The organism is Sphingobium sp. RS1 (genome assembly GCF_056156825.1).
In genome coordinates, this window is the sequence record NZ_JBLZXE010000005.1 from 48,732 (window position 1) to 67,011 (window position 18,280).

The 18,280-nt window shown below is 60.2% G+C and carries 17 protein-coding genes and 1 pseudogene; 12 read left to right on the plus strand and 6 right to left on the minus strand.

The window, feature by feature from the left end:
* Positions 1–21 precede the first annotated feature (21 nt).
* From istA to ACNHGR_RS24290, 3 genes are all read left to right on the plus strand, one after another.
* Entirely contained in the window at positions 22–1,515 is a 1,494-nt protein-coding gene (gene istA, locus ACNHGR_RS24280; RefSeq protein WP_011950768.1) for an IS21 family transposase, read from the plus strand.
* Complete coding sequence (gene istB, locus ACNHGR_RS24285; protein ID WP_063142326.1) at positions 1,512–2,279, plus strand: IS21-like element ISSsp5 family helper ATPase IstB; 768 nt, start codon at positions 1,512–1,514, stop codon at positions 2,277–2,279. The genes istA and istB overlap by 4 nt, the downstream gene beginning before the upstream one ends.
* 190 nt (positions 2,280–2,469) lie before the next feature.
* Complete coding sequence (locus ACNHGR_RS24290; protein WP_475289550.1) at positions 2,470–2,796, plus strand: hypothetical protein; 327 nt, start codon at positions 2,470–2,472, stop codon at positions 2,794–2,796.
* 76 nt (positions 2,797–2,872) lie between these two features.
* On the opposite strand, the gene ACNHGR_RS24295 is transcribed toward ACNHGR_RS24290, so the two are convergent.
* Positions 2,873–3,235, minus strand: a complete 363-nt coding sequence (locus tag ACNHGR_RS24295) for a hypothetical protein (protein ID WP_475289552.1) — start codon at positions 3,233–3,235, stop codon at positions 2,873–2,875.
* A gap of 15 nt (positions 3,236–3,250) precedes the next feature.
* On the opposite strand from ACNHGR_RS24295, the gene ACNHGR_RS24300 reads away from it, so the two are divergent.
* On the plus strand, positions 3,251–3,814 hold the full coding sequence (locus ACNHGR_RS24300) for a hypothetical protein (RefSeq protein WP_475289553.1): 564 nt from the start codon (positions 3,251–3,253) through the stop codon (positions 3,812–3,814).
* 220 nt (positions 3,815–4,034) lie between these two features.
* Positions 4,035–4,574, plus strand: a complete 540-nt coding sequence (locus tag ACNHGR_RS24305) for a hypothetical protein (protein WP_475289555.1) — start codon at positions 4,035–4,037, stop codon at positions 4,572–4,574.
* Between the two features lie 732 nt (positions 4,575–5,306).
* Here the strand turns inward: ACNHGR_RS24305 and yaaA are convergent.
* Positions 5,307–6,059: a peroxide stress protein YaaA gene (gene yaaA, locus ACNHGR_RS24310; protein ID WP_475289557.1), complete on the minus strand. Its 753-nt coding sequence runs from the start codon at positions 6,057–6,059 to the stop codon at positions 5,307–5,309.
* 311 nt (positions 6,060–6,370) lie between these two features.
* Here yaaA and ACNHGR_RS24315 point away from each other — a divergent pair, with 311 nt between their 5' ends.
* The 5 genes from ACNHGR_RS24315 (at position 6,371) to ACNHGR_RS24335 (ending at position 11,618) form a co-directional block, all read left to right on the plus strand.
* Positions 6,371–6,913, plus strand: coding sequence for an RNA polymerase sigma factor (locus ACNHGR_RS24315; protein WP_475289558.1), 543 nt, complete (start codon positions 6,371–6,373; stop codon positions 6,911–6,913).
* Between the two features lie 98 nt (positions 6,914–7,011).
* Positions 7,012–8,733 (plus strand): vWA domain-containing protein, encoded by a 1,722-nt coding sequence (locus ACNHGR_RS24320; protein WP_475289560.1) that lies wholly within the window; start codon positions 7,012–7,014, stop codon positions 8,731–8,733.
* A 140-nt stretch (positions 8,734–8,873) separates the two neighbouring features.
* Positions 8,874–9,956 carry a tetratricopeptide repeat protein gene (locus tag ACNHGR_RS24325; RefSeq protein WP_475289562.1) on the plus strand — a complete coding sequence of 361 codons (1,083 nt, stop codon included), beginning with the start codon at positions 8,874–8,876 and terminating at the stop codon, positions 9,954–9,956.
* A 306-nt stretch (positions 9,957–10,262) separates the two neighbouring features.
* Positions 10,263–10,667: a hypothetical protein gene (locus ACNHGR_RS24330; protein ID WP_475289563.1), complete on the plus strand. Its 405-nt coding sequence runs from the start codon at positions 10,263–10,265 to the stop codon at positions 10,665–10,667.
* Between the two features lie 213 nt (positions 10,668–10,880).
* Positions 10,881–11,618 carry an SIMPL domain-containing protein gene (locus ACNHGR_RS24335; protein WP_475289565.1) on the plus strand — a complete coding sequence of 246 codons (738 nt, stop codon included), beginning with the start codon at positions 10,881–10,883 and terminating at the stop codon, positions 11,616–11,618.
* Positions 11,619–11,961: 343 nt separating this feature from the next.
* On the opposite strand, the gene ACNHGR_RS24340 is transcribed toward ACNHGR_RS24335, so the two are convergent.
* A complete protein-coding gene (locus tag ACNHGR_RS24340; protein WP_475289567.1) occupies positions 11,962–12,939 on the minus strand; it encodes an App1 family protein in 978 nt (325 codons plus the stop codon).
* Positions 12,940–13,306: 367 nt separating this feature from the next.
* Here ACNHGR_RS24340 and ACNHGR_RS24345 point away from each other — a divergent pair, with 367 nt between their 5' ends.
* Entirely contained in the window at positions 13,307–13,990 is a 684-nt protein-coding gene (locus ACNHGR_RS24345; protein WP_475289569.1) for a hypothetical protein, read from the plus strand.
* A 12-nt stretch (positions 13,991–14,002) separates the two neighbouring features.
* Here ACNHGR_RS24345 and ACNHGR_RS24350 read toward each other — a convergent pair.
* Positions 14,003–14,941, minus strand: a pseudogene (locus tag ACNHGR_RS24350) (IS630 family transposase).
* A 378-nt stretch (positions 14,942–15,319) separates the two neighbouring features.
* Between ACNHGR_RS24350 and ACNHGR_RS24355 the strand changes: the two are divergent.
* The gene (locus tag ACNHGR_RS24355) at positions 15,320–16,162 is read left to right on the plus strand and encodes an oxygenase MpaB family protein (RefSeq protein ID WP_475289679.1); all 843 of its coding nucleotides are present in this window, start codon (positions 15,320–15,322) and stop codon (positions 16,160–16,162) included.
* Positions 16,163–16,811: 649 nt separating this feature from the next.
* Here ACNHGR_RS24355 and ACNHGR_RS24360 read toward each other — a convergent pair.
* Together ACNHGR_RS24360 and ACNHGR_RS24365 are read right to left on the minus strand one after the other, a co-directional pair.
* Positions 16,812–17,384 carry a DUF4231 domain-containing protein gene (locus ACNHGR_RS24360; RefSeq protein WP_475289571.1) on the minus strand — a complete coding sequence of 191 codons (573 nt, stop codon included), beginning with the start codon at positions 17,382–17,384 and terminating at the stop codon, positions 16,812–16,814.
* On the minus strand, positions 17,365–18,246 hold the full coding sequence (locus ACNHGR_RS24365; protein WP_475289572.1) for an SMODS domain-containing nucleotidyltransferase: 882 nt from the start codon (positions 18,244–18,246) through the stop codon (positions 17,365–17,367). The genes ACNHGR_RS24360 and ACNHGR_RS24365 overlap by 20 nt, the downstream gene beginning before the upstream one ends.
* Positions 18,247–18,280 lie beyond the last annotated feature (34 nt).

Sequence of the window (18,280 nt, forward strand, 5' to 3'; positions counted from 1 at the left end):
GGAGGTGTGGGGATCTACAGCGTGGAACTTTATCTTCAGGTCCGTCTGGCTTGCGCGGATGGCATGAGCCAACGGGCGGCGGCGAAGCGTTTCAATGTGTCGCGCGAAACGGTACGCAAGATGCTGTCGTTTTCATCGCCGCCGGGTTACCGGCGCCAGTCCGTACCGCAGCGCCCGAAGCTGGACGGGTTTGTGGCGATCATTGATGGATGGCTTGAGGGTGACCGCAGTGTCCCGCGCAAGCAACGCCATACGGCGAAGCGGGTATTCGACCGTTTGCGCACCGAGCATGGTTTCACCGGCGGCTATACGATCATCAAGGATTACATCCGGGAGCGCGAACAGCGCAGCCGGGAGATGTTCGTGCCGCTGGCGCACCCTGCGGGAGATGCGCAGGCCGATTTCGGGGAAGCGCTGGTGGAGATCGGCGGGGTGGAGCAGAAGGCCTACTTCTTCGCGCTCGATCTGCCGCACAGTGATGCCTGCTATGTGCGGGCCTATCCGGCGGCGGTGGCGGAGGCCTGGGTGGACGGACACGTGCATGCCTTCGCGTTTTTCGGCGCGGTACCGCGCTCGATCGTCTATGACAACGATCGCTGCCTTGTGACGAAGATCCTGCCCGACGGCACGCGGCAGCGTGCCACGCTGTTCAGCGCTTTCCTGTCACATTACGTGATCCGCGACCGCTATGCTCGCCCGGGCAAGGGGAACGAGAAAGGCAATGTGGAGGGGCTGGTAGGCTATTGCCGGCGCAACTTCATGGTGCCGATCCCGAAGTTCCCGACCTGGGAGGCGTTCAACCTGTGGCTGGAGGAGCAATGCCGCAAGCGCCAGCAGGACAAGGTGCGCGGGCAGAGCGAGACGATCGGTGAGCGGCTGCAGCGCGATCTCGCGGCCATGCAGCCTCTGCCCGCTACACCCTTCGAGGCCTGCGATCAGAAAGGCGGGCGGGTCTCCTCGCAATCCCTGGTGCGCTACAGGACCAACGATTATTCGGTTCCGGTGGCCTGGGGCCATCAGGAGGTCTGGATCAGGGCCTATGTCGATGAGGTGGTGATCGGCTGCCGCAGCGAAGTCATCGCCCGTCATCCTCGTTGCTATGCCCGCGAGGAGGTTGTCTTCGACCCGCTCCATTATCTCCCGCTGATCGAGCAGAAGATCAACGCATTCGACCAGGCTGCGCCTTTGCAGGGCTGGGACCTGCCCGAAGCGTTCACGACACTGCAGCGGTTGATGGAAGGGCGCATGCACAAACATGGCAGGCGCGAATATGTGCAGGTACTGCGCCTGCTGGAAACGTTCACCCTCGCCGATCTCCAGGCGGCGGTCGAACAGGCCATCGATCTTGGCGCCATCGGCTTCGATGCCGTCAAGCACCTCGTCCTGTGCCGGATCGAACGCGTACCGCCCAGGCTGGACCTGGACGTCTATCCCTTCCTGCCACGCACCACGGTCGAGAAGACCTTTGCCAGAGCCTATCTGAGCCTGCTCTCCGACCGGCAGGAGGCCGCATGAGCGATCAGGCCCCGGAGATCCTTCTCGCTCACCATCTCAAGGCGCTCAAGCTGCCTACGTGCCTGCGTGAGCATCACAATCTCTCGCGGCAATGTGCCGCTGAAGGCGTCGATCATATCCGCTTCCTCGCCCGCCTCGTCGAGATGGAAATGATCGACAGGGAGCGTCGCATGGTCGAGCGGCGCATCAAGGCCGCGCGCTTCCCCGCCGTCAAAAGCCTCGACAGCTTCGACTTCGCCGCCATCCCCAGGCTCAACAAGATGCAGGTGCTCGAGATGGCGCGCTGCGAGTGGATCGAGCGGCGTGAGAACGCCATCGCTCTGGGGCCATCAGGCACCGGAAAGACGCACGTAGCGTTGGGGCTCGGACTGGCAGCATGCCAGAAAGGACTGTCGGTGGGCTTCACCACCGCGGCAGCGCTGGTCAGCGAAATGATGGAGGCCCGCGACGAGCGCCGTCTTCTGCGCTTCCAGAAGCAGATGGCCGGATACAAGCTGCTCATCATCGACGAACTGGGCTTTGTGCCGCTCTCCAAGACCGGCGCCGAACTGTTGTTCGAGCTGATCTCCCAGCGTTACGAACGCGGCTCCACCTTCATCACCAGCAACCTGCCCTTCGACGAATGGACCGAAACCTTCGGATCTGAGCGTCTCACAGGCGCGCTCCTCGATCGCCTGACCCATCACGTCAGCATCCTCGAGATGAACGGCGAAAGCTATCGCCTCGCGCACAGCCGGGCCCGCAAGGCCAAAACCAGACCCTGAAAATTACACCAATGCCGGGGGGAGTGGCCCTCGGGCTACGCCCTCACGCCACTCCCCCCGGCATGTAACACGATGGCCTGGTTTTACGCCGCCGAATGGCCGACTTTTGCTCCGCCGTTGACAGACGGTGGTTATACGCCCGCAGGCGGTCGAAGAAAGGAAGCAGCCGCCACAGCGAACCACAAACCAGGTGCGGGATAGCAAGGAAAAGCCGGACCAGCGCCTCGACCTGGCCGAACGGTTCCGGCGGCAATCGCACGCGGAAAACGCCAAGGATCCCGCGCTTCGGCGCGCGCAGAGCCATGTCGCCCACGCCCTGGTCATCGCGGCGGGCAGGTTCCCGCAGGATGAGGATCGGCAGCGCGGGTTTGTCGACAGGCGCAAGGAAGAAGTGGCGGCCAGGATCGAGCAAGGGGAGCGGATCGTCGGCGTGCAGGTGCGGCAGCAGCAGAATGAACGCATCGGTTCTATGGAGCAGAACCAGATCCTTCAGCGCAACCGAACGCCGAGCCGTTGATCACGTTGACTGGTTCGGAGCGCGCCTGCTTCCGGATGAGCGGGATTAGGGGCTGAGTGTGTCAAACGCCTCGCCGCTACTCGGCTGCTGACCCCTTCCACAATCGTTTCGTGAGCATAGTGTGCCAGGCGCGACGTCGGTCCATTATGGTCTTGCGCATTGCTGCCAGAGACTTTTCCCGCCAGCGCTCATCAAGTCGTTCGTCGTCCTGGAAATAGGCAAATATAGCGGCCGGATCATTCTTCATGACCTTGTGCGCTTTGCGGCCGATCGGATCGGTCAAGAGATAGTCATGCAGCGCCTGCAGCACTGAGGTGACATGTCGATGGCCACCTGCTTTGAGCGTCTCAGCAAGATATTCCCGTAGTACGATTGGCGATGCCTCAAGCTGGCGATGCGCCAGATCCGTATCTCGGTGCAGTGCAACTACGTTCGCCAAGCGACTCTGCATGCAATGGAGCGGGTGCATAATGGGAACGCGCATTTCGCCAGCCCTGATACCGGCCCGAACGGTCATGCGGATCTCCACAGCCTGTTTCTCGAGACTAGCCGTATCGACGCCCTTAACATGCCAAAGGAAGTCAATTTCGACCTCCTGCTCGCCTATTATCGCTTTGACTATGGCGGTCTGAGGCGTGTGGTCGTCGCTCTGCGGAATCAGCAGCGTGCCATTCAGGGCTTTCGTCAGCTTCTCGGCCGCCTGACGCTGACCGAAATAATCGAGATCCTTGGATGTATAAGGCCCATAATCGGCCAGCTCGGCTACAGCGCTATACCGCTCAGCCCAAAGATTGAGCGCCTGCCCTCCAACGATGAAGGCCTTGTCGCTGAGCTGGAGAATGCTTGCCAGATCAAAGACGATCTCAGGCGGCAGAATTGCTTCGCTCAGGCGAAGGCCTCTTGGAAAGAAATCGAAGACTCGACGATCTCGACAGAAGAGAAGAAGCCGTTACGTTCACGCAGCTCAGAGCGCGATATACGACCTTCGCTCAGCAGCAATGCATCGGAAGCGCGCTGACGCTCCTTTTCCTGCTGGCGCTCGGCCGGATCGTAATATCGAACCTGCAACATGCTTGTCTCCACGAAGAGATATAAGCTGTGAGGCATTACCAGTCAATGAAGCGCCCGCTAGCGCTCCGAAGACTCGATGAGGCCTGAATTTGGATAACTAGACGCGTACCACTGCTATACCGGGATGCTCAACCGGTGAACACCTTTCGCAGCCTCAGACCGGCTTGATGTCGGCCAGCCGCCAAGTGCCCAAATATCCAGTCACGCCTGACAGACGCTACTTCGTCGTGCGTGGCCGTCTCTGGCGGATGAGCAATCCTGCTCTTGAAGAGGCCGAGCGGGCCGAATTGGTTCACCAATTGATGATGGCGCGGCGGAAGGTGGGTGAGGCGCTGCGCGCCAAAGATGCCGGTGCTGAACATACCGCGCGCGAGTTGGTCGACGCGATCAAGCGCGAGCTTGGCGAGCGAGGGTCAGTCTGGTGGGACGATGGTGCGCCTGACTATAATCGGCATCTTGCCCGCAACACGCCCTATGCCGCGTGGTTCGAAGCTCAAAGCGATGAGAAAACGCCAATTCCTAATCGGACTGGTCAATTACAATGGCAAAGACAAGCCGTTTCCCCGCCCGCCATTTCCGATCCCACGACGGCCTTGCTGGGCCGGATCAGGGTGGGCCGCACCGAAACCCTCCCGGTAAGGCACCCCATAGTTAAAAAAATGGCCCGGCCGCTCGTGACAAACGGCCGGGTCAGTAGAAGTCTCTGAAAACCAGAGCCTTCGGGTCGCGACTCGTCATTAACATACCGTTCAGATTTGGGGGAGCCGGTTAACTTTGATCCAGGTTTCATGGCCCGGGACTTATGCGGTAAGTGGTTGATTTTGGCGGTTCAACAACCTTGCATTACTTAGTGGAAATGGGGCTTTTTTTGAGACGGACCGGCCGATAGGCCAGCCTTCGGGTCGCCCGGTCCCCCTTCCCGCAAATGTGCCGTCACGAACCTTCGACTGGCACGATAGCGGCTTCCCTGAATGCACTCGGATTATCCCTGTGGCGCGGCAAAAGCTGCATCCGGCGCGCCTTCCTTCGCATTTGCCGGAACACGCGCCTACAGATCGGCTATCTGAGCGCGGATCGCTGTGGCTGGGTGGGCGGCAAGATCCGGCAGGGCCAGGATGTGCGCGCGATCTTCCAACAGGCGACCAGGGATGGCGCGGTGATCCGCGTTCATCTCGATGGGCAGGACCCGACCCTGCCCCCGCGGCCGCCAGAGCCAGTGGCACCGGAACCCGGTGCGGTACCTTACGAGGGTGACCCAGATTCTGTATTTTGGCCCGATTATATCCCGCCCGACGCCTGATGAGTTCTCAGTGGAGATCTGGGTCAACCAGCCGCCATGACAGCATTCTCCCAGTTACCGCCCGGCGATGCCGACCCTTTATGGACGCTCACTGATCGATCTTCCGTGTCGAGGTGCAGACCGTCCGTTTCTGTACCCATCAAGATCGGGTGAAGCGCCAGCGATCAGCGTCACTCTCATCAGGGTCGAATTGATATCCGTCGCTGTCGAAGCCGCGCATGGCCTCCACGTCGGTAATATGATGTTCGCACATCCACCGCGCCATCATGCCCCGCGCCTTCTTCGCGTTGAAGCTCACGAAGCGCGGACCGTCCGGCCCCGGCTCGCGAAAATCAACATCGATCACGCGCAAGCCTGTGAGCTTGCCCTCGACAGCCGCGAAATATTCCTGGCTTGCAAGATTGAACACGACCTCCGATCCCTCTTCCGCGACCTGCGCGCGCAGCAGCGCGGCGATGCGGTCGCCCCACCAATCGGTCAGCTTCTTGTGCCGGGGCGCCCAGCGGGTCCCCATTTCCAGACGATAGGGGCGGATCGCATCGAGCGGCCGGAGTAGCCCATAGAGGCCCGAAAGCATCCGCACATGATCTTGTGCAAAGGCGACGCCAGTCTCCTCCAGCGTATCGACCTCGAAACCGGTGTAGACGTCCCCGGCAAAAGCATAGAGCGCCTGCCTCTCGGGCAAATCGGCAAAGTCTCGGAAACGGTCCGCATTGAGTTTTGCGAGGCGCGGCGAGATATGCATCAGCTCCGCCAACCGCCTTTGCGACAGGTTCGCCGCCGACTTGGCGAGACCGCGCGCCTCCTCGGCAAAATGCGGGATAGTGACCGCGAGTGGGGGTAACGCGCGCTCGAAATCGAGCGTCTTCGCGGGGGAAAGCAGAACAATCATGGCTCAGGCGGTAGCCGTGGCCAACCCAGGCGTCAAACCGTCGATCTTCAGGCTTTGGGCGTGACCCATTCTCCCATTTCCAAGTGAACGTCGCCCAGGGCTTGACCATGCGCCCGAAAGTCATCTTCTGGGCCAGCAGCTTAGCTCGGCCGACCACGCTACGAAGCGAGTGGAAGGTTCGTCGTAAGTTTGCTAGCCCTTCGCCAGTATTGAGGGGGCGTAAGGGTGGATCAGACCGGGGTGGCGACCGCTCTATCAGAGAAGCGCCGGCGACCATCTCGCTGCGGATCTCGGCCGAGGGCGCTTAGGGGATGAGCGATCTGGAACCGCAGCCGGAAGCTCTGGTCTATGCGGCGGTTGGGGGTGATCGCCGGGCGTTCGAAACGCTGTTGAGACACCATTATAACCGCATTCACGCGCTCGCATGGCAGTTGACCGGCTCGCGAACCGACGCTGATGACATTGCTCAGGATGTTTGCTGTACGCTGGTGGAGAAGCTTCACAGCTTCCGGGGCGACGCCAAGTTCACCACGTGGCTCTGCGGCATCGTTTACAATGCCTGCCGTGACATGCGGCGGCGGAGACGGTCGTTCAGCGGCATGATGGAGCGGCTGACAGTCGTAGTAGGACTGGCGAACCCGACCGATGGGCGTGATTTGTTCGACGCTGTCTGGCTCAGGAGCGCAATCGCCCGTCTGAAACCCGCCTATCGTGACACGGCAGTACTGGTCGTGGGGCAGCAGCTCTCTCATGCAGAAGCAGCCTTGTTGCTGGGTGTCAGTGAATCCACCGTCGCATGGCGGATGCATGAAATTCGCCGCCTGCTTTCCGGGGACGAGCGGGAACGGAACTGAGCAGAGAAAATTTTGATCGACGTTCCAAGCTTTCCCGGTCGAGCCGCGTCCAAGTAATTGCGGACGATATCCGCTGCTGCTTTGCAGGGAGAGATTTAATGCGACGCTTCTATCCCATTTTGGCCGCCGGGTTGATGAGCCTGACGCTTATTTCCTGCGCCCAACAGGTTTCCGACAAATTGGGACCCACGGCAACTGCGCCGATGCAGGACATCATCGTTACTTCCAGCCGGGCCGATGGCGCCAACAAGCCGCAAGAGAGACGGGGCTTGGCCCGTGCCGAAGCGGCTGTAAATGCCTACGCACCGGCACCCCAGCCTCTGGCGCCGCCCGCCATTATGGCGCGCGAACGCAGCCCCTACCCGCCTTATTATCGCGACGTTGGGCGCGACCGGTTTGCGAACAAGGAAGAAAATGGCTTCAAGGTCGTGCGCGAAGAGCCGGTGTCGACCTTCTCGATTGACGTGGACACAGCCTCCTATGCCTTTGTCCGCGCCTCGCTCAACCAGAATGTCCTTCCCCAGCCAGCGGCGGTGCGCCCTGAGGAGATGATCAATTATTTCCCCTATGACTATGCAGCGCCCCAAAGCGCGAACCAGCCCTTTACCACCAGCATCGCCGTGCTGCCGAGCCCATGGACGGCGGGCCGGAAGCTCGTCCGGATAGGCGTGCGGGGCTATGCCATCCAGTCGAAGGCGCGACCAAGGGCGAACCTGGTGTTCCTGATCGATACGTCGGGATCGATGAACGCGCCGAACAAGCTGCCGCTGGTGCAACAGTCCCTCTCCATGCTGCTCGACCAGCTTGGACCAAATGATCATATCGCGATCGTCACCTATGCAGGAAGCGCAGACGTCGCGTTGGAGCCGACGCCCGCCAGCCAGAAGCAGAAGATCCTCTCAGTCATCCGTGCGCTCGGCGCGGGTGGAAGTACAGCCGGAGCGGAAGGCATACGGCAAGCCTACGCCCTTGCTGCGGCAAACATGGACCCGCACGGCGTCAATCGCGTGATTTTGGCGACCGACGGCGATTTCAACGTTGGCGTAACCAACACCGATGAACTCAAGGGCTTTGTCGAGCGCGAACGGACCAAGGGCGTCTTCCTGTCCGTCCTCGGCTTTGGCATGGGCAACTATAATGACGCGCTGATGCAGGCGCTCGCCCAGAACGGGAATGGCGCGGCGGCCTATATCGACACCATCGGCGAAGCGCGCAAAACACTGGTCGATGAGGCCAGCTCCACGCTGTTTCCCATTGCAAAGGATGTGAAGATCCAGGTCGAATTCAACCCGGCCGCCGTCGCTGAATACCGGTTGATCGGATATGAAACCCGCATGCTGAACCGCGAAGATTTCGACAATGACCGTGTCGATGCCGGGGATGTCGGATCGGGTCAGACCGTCACGGCGCTTTATGAAATCGTTCCCGTAGGCGGCCCGCGCGCGATCCCGCCGCTACGCTACAGCTCTTCCGCACCGCGCGTCCCTTCGCCCACGGCGGCGGCCAGCGAATATGGCTTCGTCAAAATCCGCTTCAAGGCGCCCAAATCGGACCAGAGCCGGCTTCTCACCACACCGATTAACCGTGCGGCCGAATTTGCCCGGTTCGAAGACGCTCCGCAGGAGGCGCGTTTCGCGGTCAGCGTCGCCGCTTTCGCCGAACTGCTAAGGGCCGGGCGTTACGGCGGATCGATGAACTATGACCAGGTGCTGCGCATGGCCATAGCGGCGCGCGGCCGGGATGAATTCGGCTATCGCAGTGAGTTCATCCAGCTCGTCCGCGCCGCCAAGACGGCATCCTCTATGGCGCCGCTGCAATGATGGGGAGCCGGGGCGCGCAACCGCCCCGGCACCAACAGTCCCCTTCCGAAATGCCGTTATTTCTCCCATAAGATCGCGTCATGATCCTGCATTTCCGCCTTGAACATCTTGTGCCAACCGCGCGCTGCGGGAGGATGTGAGTGGCGGATAGGGACGATCTCTCCCTGTCGTTGCCCGACCCGCCGCCGCCCGCGCCCGTGCGACGCGAGGCGGCGATCAATCTGGCGTTGCGGCGGTTCGACGGGGTGGAGGAGGCTGCGCCCTCAGTCAGAAGGCAGCCCAGCCGGCCGCTGCTGGCCCGGCCCTATCTGGGAACCGCCTTGGCGGTCTCCCTGGTGGCACTTATCGTCACGCCCACATTGTTGATGCGCAGCCAACGCCCGCATCAGGGGGGCGAAAAGGCAGAAGTCGCGCTGCCCGGCAAGCCGGGAGCAGCGGACATCGCCGAGAGGCCGCTTGTCCAATCGAAGCAGGCGCCAGCCGTTGAGCATGCCGAACCTTCGGTGGAGGCGCCCTTGGATCGGGCATCGGCTCCGCCATCGGGAGAAGCCGATGCGGAATTTCAGGGCCCCCCCACGCCTGCCGCTCCGAGCCCACCGCCGCCACCGGTCGCGGAAGCATCAGGGTTCGATCGTCGCGAAGCGCGGGAAGCGCCGCCGCCTGCTCAACTCAGCATGGCCTCTCCAGTCGCACCAGCAGCGCCGCCTGTGTCCAAGGCAGCAGGTCGAGCGGCGCAAAATGCAGATGAGTTTGAGGACATCATCGTCACATCCGCGCGGCGGAATCCTGCACGGCTCGATGGACGCGGCGACTGGAATGCCTGCACCGTAAACGACCCCAAACCGAATCTGGCCGCCTGCAAACAATATGTGAACCCGGCCGGAAAGGGAAAATCAGGCGTGGCGGCAGCGCATCTGGCAGATGGGCTCACCCTTGCCTGGCAAGGCGATACCGATGCCGCCATCGCAGATTTCGACAAGGCCATCGTCGCTGCGCCGCGATCATCTTTCGCCTACCTCAATCGGGGCCTCGCTTTTCAAAAGCGCGGTGATCAGGACAAAGCACTAGCGGACCTGGACAAAGCGGTGAGATACGCGCCCTATGAGGCGCGAACTTACTATAACCGCAGCATCTTGCTTCGCGAACGCGGGGACGTGAAAAGGGCAGACGCTGATCTGCAACGTGCCGTGGGCCTCGATGATCGGTACAGATCTCAGGAATAGGGATCGACCCTTCTTTGCCGTTCAGCGGTTAACTTGTGAGACCCAGCTTCGGACAGACGGGTTTGCCGTTCGGGACGCCCACGCCTGACGAATTGCAAAATGACAGCATGCAGTCGCTGTTGGCTATCCGTCGGGGCACTTGCAACATCTAGGCGGACTGAGGATCGCAGTCCATGGCGGGTCGCGAGTTCCGCTGTGTAAGGGGCCAACCTGATATCGCCGTGGCCCTACAACAGTTCTTCTCTTCGCGAATATTCCGAGGAACGTCGCCCCCTACGGAGCGTTGGCGCCTCTTAGGAGATGATCATGAAACTGCTTCGCTGGTCGTTCATTGGTGCAGCTGCTTACACGCTCTATCAGTTCATAAGGAATGTCGAGCGCGATCAATCACAGGTGACTGCCCCTACTGGCGCCAAGCAGGGTCTTGCCGCAATCTTCTCGACCCGAGAAGGCGCCGATCTTGCGGTCGAACATCTCGTCCAGGAACACCGGGTCGATCCTCTCGCGATCTTTGTCGAAGCGGTTGGTAACGATAATTCGGTGGGGGCGGATCGGAGTGGAGGCGACTCGCCGGCGCCCCGCTCGCCCGGACGTGACGACGCCCCTCTGAACGGCACGCTGCGGGTGACGCTCGCGACGGACGGCAGGCATGTCAGTCAGCTTCGCAAAGTGCTGACGGAAGCGGGGGCCGTAGAGGTTCGGATAATATAGCTGCGACATCCGCGAGCTGCTGCAATCGACCCATGGTGGTCATTCGGCCGGTATTGCAGCCTCTCACAAGCAGACCGGCAGCTGCCCTCTTCGCGCAACGCGATTGCAAGCGAGCAGACGCGGGACCGCCAGTTTCGGATTGAGCGGTCAGCATTCCTTCATGCTCCAAGCGGCATTTTCACGGCTTGAGCCCATTCACCGGAGATGCCGAACATGGACAAGACGTACCTCACGTTGGGAACTTTGTTTCTGGCTGCTTGCGGTCAGCCTGATTATGATCCTCGCGGAATGAAGCATGAGGAGACGTTGCTTTCCGTCAGCGCGACCGGTCAGGCAGACACAAGGCCTGACCAAGCGCAGTTCCAGGCGGGCGTCAACACATGGAGCAAGGATGCACCCGGTGCCAGCGCCGCCAACCGACAAATGATCGCGAAAATCGTAGTCGCTCTCAACCAGGCGGGGATTGCGGACAAGGATATCCAGACGCGCTCGCTGACGGTTCAGCGCCTCGACTGGGGCGATCGCAAGGGGCAATATCAGGCCGGCAACGTCATCAATGTTATCGTGCGCGATGTGGATCGGGCCGCAGCGGCGGTGGAAGCGGCGACGCGCGCGGGCGCCAATATCATGAGCGGGCCAGACTTGCGCCTGTCGGATCCTGAAAAAGCGGCGAACTCCGCTTATGCCGCTGCCTACAAGGCGGCGCACAGCCGAGCGCAGACATATGCGGACGCTGCGGGAATGAGGGTCGCGCGGGTGCTATCCGTCCGGGACGCGGGAGGCACGCAGGGGAACCGCTATCTTCCAGGCGCCGTGCCCTTGGCTCCGCCGCCAGTAGCGGTCGAACAGTCCGCCGCGAACGGATCGATGGCCCGCCTGATGCCCGGTGAAACGGAGAGCGCCGTCGCCATTCAGGTCGATTTTGCGCTCGTTCCAAAAGAAGGGAGCTAAGGCAGGGGTCACGGCGGCAACGACAATGCTTCGGGCATCATTCGCGCTGATTGCGGGACTAGCCCTCGCGCTCGCCTCATCGGCATATGCCGGGCAGGCGCAGGCGCTCCATGCCGAGATCATGGGCTGCGAGCATGGTTGCACTGTGGCGGCGGCGGGATGGCCGCTGCCTTACCTGATCGACTATCCCGGCATTTCCGTGGTGGGTTCAGCGAGCCTGACGGGCGCTCTGACCGGAGAAGATCAGTTCCGGCCATCGTCCTTCCTTGTGACGGCAATTTTCTGGGCGCTTTCAGCCTGGGCTGTCCAGTTATCGTGGAGCCGCAGAAGGAAGCGATAACGGCTAGGCGCTGATCACCTTGGCCGCTTCGAAGGGCCGGTCGATTTCAAGTCGTTCGGCGGCCGCCAGCGCATCGCCGAATCCTGAACCGCAGAAGACTGGAATGCCGCTGGACTCTATCTCCGCCAGCAAGGCAGCCTTGGCGCCCTGTTTGCAGCTTCCTTCGACATCCCGGATAAACACGGCTCCCACACGGTTTGGGAAGTCGCGTACGGCGCGCGCATAAATCTCGACGTCATGCTGGCCATTGTCGCCGATCAACAGGAACCGGAGCTGCGGATAAAAGGCGAGTATGGTTTCGATGGCCGCCAGCTTGTGGCTATCATGCGCCGTCTTGATCAGCTTGCCCGCATCAATGCCATAGTCGGCCAGGAACATGGGGCCGTGGGGTATGCTGTTCAGTTCCATGAATTCGGCTATGAAGCCGTAGAGGTTCCACGGGCTGGAGGACACATAGAAAAATGGCCGGGTCGGCGCACGATGATTATGGGCGATCATCTGGTATAGCTTCGCCGCGCCCGGCACGGCCAACCTGTCCCGAGGCTGGTCTACCAGCACCCGGCGCCAGTTCTTCAAGAAGTTCGTTGCGCCGGTTTCCACCACCGTATCGTCAATATCGGATATGACGCCCCAGTGATTGTCCGCAGCTGGCGCAAGGATAGGCACGGAAATGCTTGGCTGCTGCGCCTCCCGGTCAGGCGATGATATGGCCGCCGCTTCCCATCTGGTGGCATCGGGCAGAGGTTCATCGATAGGCAGTGCAAAACTGAAATAGCCTTCTTCATCCGTCCGTGTTTCGGCTGTCCCCCCGTAGGCATCGCATCGGACACGGACCCCCGGCACTTCCTCGCTATTGTAGATCGCCATCATCGCGCGCAAGCGGGACAGCGTTCCCTCTCCGGCATCAAGTGGCTTCCGGAAGCGCATCACACGTCCCGACAGGCGAAACTCGCGCCCGTTGCGATAGCCGGCATAGGTCAATAGCCGGATCTTGTGCGCAGGATCCTGATCGCTGACGATCAGGTTCGTTATCCGGTCAATGTCTGCTTCAAGGTCGACCGCGATGGCGTGGAGGAATGTGCCGAACAAGGAGCGTTGCCCGTTCATGCTTAGCCAACGTGATGGACGCCTGCCAGTTCCGCACCCGCCAGCTCTTGTCCCTGATGTACACATGGCGGTCTCCGGTGCGACCCATTTGAGACGCTCAGCCGCCGATTTTTCATGTCCAGCTACGGTCAGTCCGGTTTTCTGCGTCGCCCTCCAAGACATGGCGTAGCGCAGCCGCGCCACGGGAACAATTAGGCGGTTCTTGTCTCTAGGTCCCCGGCGCGGCAGAAGCCGTATCACGATGATCGAGTTTCACGCCCCAGCCGCTGACGCCCCGCAGTTGGCGCTATCACCCCTCCATCGAGCGGCCCTGCTCACCTTGCGTCATCTCGCCGAAGCCGGTCCGATCGGCCTCACGCCCAACAGGGCGATAAAGCGCTACTTCGTCACCTGGGCCGCCGCAGCCTTCAATTGGCCTGGCTACACCGCCGAAGAGCTTTATGCGATCAATAAGGTCCTAAACGAACATGACTTCCCGCCACTGGCCATTCTGCATGATTTGCTGCTGGCCGCCAAGCTCGCTTGCCACCGAAAAGGCTTCCTGCACATAACCAAGATAGGCAAGGATCTGTTGGAGCATCCGGGAAGCCTCTGGATTACCCTGGCCCAGCATCTGCTCCTTTCCGCCGGTCACGATGACATGCTGGAAATCGAATGGGTCTCGGTCCTCAACGCCGTGAACGTGGAAGCCCATTCAGGTGTGACTGACAAGCAATTCTGCGCCAGGCTGACGGGCGGCGACGATAAGGACTACCATATAAAATCGCTTGTCTATGCGCATGTCCTTCGGCCCCTTAGCTGGCTCGGCCTATTGCATGAGACCCGGCAAAGCCGGACTGAGCGTTTTTTCACGAAGACAGCACTCTGGCCCCTCACGTTGACGTTCGAAGGCGGCTCGCAGCTGTCATCAATCACGAAACATTAGAGCGGTTTTCGATCAGTCTGGATCATAGCCGCACGAGCTGAAGTAGTTGGCACATTCGGCGGGCTGGAAGATGTCGACGAGCGTGCCGATGAGGCCCCAGAGGCCGCTGACGGTGCGCTCGCCTGCTTTTCGGAGCATGGCCTTGAGGCGAGAGAAAGCCTTCTCGATCGGGTTGAAGTCGGGGCGGGAGGAAGCGCAGCGCTGCCCCTGCCGCCTCGATCCGGTCGCGGACAGCGGGGCGCTTATGGCTCGACAGATTGTCCATGATGACGACGTCGCCAGGCCGCAGCTCCGGTACGAGAACCTGCGCGACATAGGCTTGGAACCAGTCACCGTTGATCGGACCGTCCAGCACCATCGGCGCGACCATGCCGCTCATGCGGAGGCCCGCGACGAGCGTGGTGGTCTTGCGATGGCCATGCGGGTATCCCATCCGCAACCGCTCGCCTCTGGCACAACGGCCGTAGCTGCGGGTCATGTTGGTGGCGGTCCACGTCTCGTCGATGAATACCAAGCGTTCCGGCTCCAGATCGAGTTGGTTCTCGAACCAGTCGTGGCGCTGCCTCAGGACGTCGGGGCGGTCTTGCTCGATGGCATGCCCAGTCTTTTTTTGCGCGTCATGCCTCGTCGGGCGAAGAAGCGGTGCAGCCCGGCAACCGACACCGTCAGGCCCGCTTCGGCCAAGGCAATGCGCAGTTCTTCGAGCGAGATGTCCTTGCGCGCCTCCCACAAGGCCAGGATATCGGCGGCTCGCTCCTCCACTCGGCGGGATCGCATGTCGCCGCCTTGCGGCTTGGGAGCGAAGGCGCCGGTTTCCAGACGCTGCGCCTGCCAGCGAATGGCTGTCGATGGCGCAACCCCAAAGCGCGCCGCCGCTCCTCGGCAACTCAGCCCGCCATCAATCGCCGCCAGAAGCCGCGTGCGCAAATCCATCGACAGAGGGCGACCCATCCATGCCGGCCTCCTTCACCAGCACAGATTCTGAATCACAAATCAGACCGGAGGGAAATCCCTCATCGATTCAAAACGGTCGAAAACCGCTCTAATCGGGCGAACAGCGGCGTCGGGAGCGACCCTTCTTTGTCGTGTTGCGGCCAAACTTCGCGGCCCAGGTCCGGAAGGGCGGCTATTCGAACCACACACCTCAATGGCCGATGGTCGCTATGAGAGCATTTTCAAATTGACCGTTTACGGTCAATGGCTCGGAAAATGCGGCATCAAAGGACAAGAGCGTTTTCGCTCAAAGTCAAAACGCTCTAAATCCCAATGCAAAGCGTCATGCGCGTACCGGAGCGAGGAGCAATCTCGAAGACAAATCGTTTTATACTGATGCCTCAGCCCCTCCCAACACCCGACAGATTCAAGCAGTCCATCAGACGGCAGGTGATCCGCCTATTTAATGATGTTGATCGCGGAGAAACGCCTGTGCGAAGAAGTGCCAACGCGCTTTTCCATCCCCGCTCCGTCGTGTGGCGCGTTCACGGAGACGTAGGCTCGATGATGGTGGGCGGAATCACCAGTCTACTGATGCAAATGCTTCACCCCTCTGTGCTGGCGGGCGTTTGGGATCATTCCAACTTTCGCGCCGACATGCACGGCCGCCTTCGTCGGACCGCGCGTTTCATCGCGACCACAACATTTGACGATCGCGAAGCCGCTTATGTGGCGATCAATCGCGTGCGGATGATCCATGAAAAGGTCACCGGCGTACTGCCAGATGGCACGCCTTATCGCGCCAGCGATCCTGAATTGCTGGGGTGGGTTCATGTGACTGAAACCACAAGCTTCCTCGCGGCGTGGGTCCGCTATGGGAATCCTCTGATGTCTGCTGCCGACCAGGATCGATATTTTGCGGAGATGGCTGCCATCGGGCACGCCATGGGTGCGGATCCTCTGCCAAGGTCGCAGGCGGAGGCACGCGCAATCATCAAGGCGATGCGGCCACAGCTCAAAGCAGATGCGCGCACTGAGGAAGTCGCGAAACTTATCTTGGGCCGACCAGGGATTAGTCCAAAGGATTTGCCGAGAATGCTCGCGATGCAGGCAGCGGTAGATCTGCTGCCAAACTGGGCACGACGAATGCACAAGCTTTCCACGTCGCCGCTCGAGCGGCCGCTTGTGCGGGCCGGGACATTTGGTGTGGCACAAACTTTACGTTGGGCGTTTCGATGACGACGCACGACCCTTATCGGACTCGCAGGCAATTGCGTTCCACTTCCTGCCATTCGTCAATCCACCGAAGACCCGTGATTAGTCAGACCGAGTTGAGGGGACCGAATATTCAATCATATCCTCGCCATCAGCCTGTCGGAAGCCGCCGAGCGGAGGGAACAGTCGTGGGCAGTTCCCACATGGGCCGATTTACGATGATGTACGCCGATCGTGGCCGAGCCAAAGGAAGTCGCGATGCTGCTGATTGCGTTCGGAGCTCTTTGCATGATTGCAGGGGTCCTCGTGGCAACCCTGAATACACTGCGGCGTGGTCGCCTCAGTCAGTTCCGAAGCGTCAGACGCCAAGCTAGACGCGGGACGTTGGAGCCGAGCGGTCAGGGCGATCGGTTAAATCTCATCGGGGATCTGCCGGGCATTGGCTTGATACTTATCGGTGCAGTGCTGATCTTTTTTGGCGCATCGAAGTAGTGCACTCCAATGATCGGCAGCCCCCCACTCTTTCACGACGTTCAGACCATAGTTTTGGTTGCTCAGCTGCAGACCGTCCGGTCATGGTAGTTGAGCAATCAATGTATTCAGTTTCGATGAGGCACTCGGAATGTGGGCCAACACCGGGACCAGCTTTTCGCAAGATTGATTTTTGCAAAACTTATCGAATGCCGTCCCGCTTCAAGGCTGGAGGCAGGAATTTGTCTACTTCTCCATCATTAAAGGTATAATCTTCCAGCTTCTGTAACGCCGTTTGCGCCTTGAGATACGCTCGTGAGGTTGTTCCAGGGGCGGACTTGTAAATTGCAGCGAGAGAAGATTGCAGATTGTCGCGCCGCTCCCGGGCAAGGTCTTGGGAAATAGCTTTTGCCTGCATGTCCGTCAGCAAAGACAGATAGGACTCGCGAATTGCCCATATGTCCGCAGCCGTGTCGCGGTGCTTCTGAGCAGTAGCACCCGGATCGAATCCCTTCATGTAGCCGGAGAGTATCAACGTCACGAGAGACACGAGAGCGGTGATCAGCTTCAGCCAGAAATCCTCCGTGAAGAGGATCGTCAGCGTCCCCGACGTCGTGATTGCGGCGAGCACTATCTGTGCGATCTTGAAGCGCGTCAGAGTGCGTGAGCAGATGTCCGCCTGCTTCTCATGCGTCTTGTGGGTGTAGACCACCCTCGCGAAGCATTCCCTGACCTGCCCGGTCAGAGCATCATCCTCAGGGATAGGTTGGTCCAAAGATCTCTCTCCACTTATTCCGGGCGGTTGTGGGTCGGCTGTTCACCTCATGGTCTATAGCACTAACCGCGGTCACGTATCCTGTGGCTGCGGGTGTCTGGAAGTTTCCCTTCTTGTAAACGTAGGATCCGCTGCCTGGCGCACGCCAGTAGGTCTGCGATTTGTCGATCTGGGAAAGATAGAGGAAGAAGTCCCGCACGAGATAATCATGATAGAGATAGGATTTGTCACGATACTCCCAGTCCGAGATGAACTGGTATGCCAACGTATCTATGAGCATGCCGCTGAGCGGAACTCCGTGCCGATCTCGCCAAATCCGAGCCATCCGGCAAATGGCCTTCAGATTGCCATTCGCCGTGTAGGTGTTTCGGCTGGCGAATGCATCCATCTCCTTGCGGGGATCACAGGTTTTCCACCTGCCTCCGTTATTAGAATCGGCGAAGGTGAAGCTCTTGTCATTGTTCTCGAACACGGAGAGGATTTCAAAACGGATGCCGTCGTCGAAATTGATGGCGACGACCTGTCCATCCGCGCCGGTATAGGTCGTGGGGTAGGTTGTCGCGATCGAGTTCTTGACGGCCTGCAATAGCGCGGACTGACCGTTTGACAGGTAGTCGTCATACTTCTTGTAGACGGAGTATGGCAGAGTGAAAGCGACGTCGAGGTCGCTTACGCCGTGAGCAGCGGTGTCTCGCCCGTAGGAACCGACGTATAGGCTGTGGGAGGTTTCTGATTCCGTATTCCAGAAATCCCTGTTTAGTTGCCTGGTGATCCGCTTGTATCGATACGAGATTGTGCCAATCGTACCCGAAGGGATCAGGTAGTTACTGCGGAAAGCCCTGAAGTTGTCTGCTACGCTCATGCTCCCGACTTTCACAGACCGAAACGAAAATACA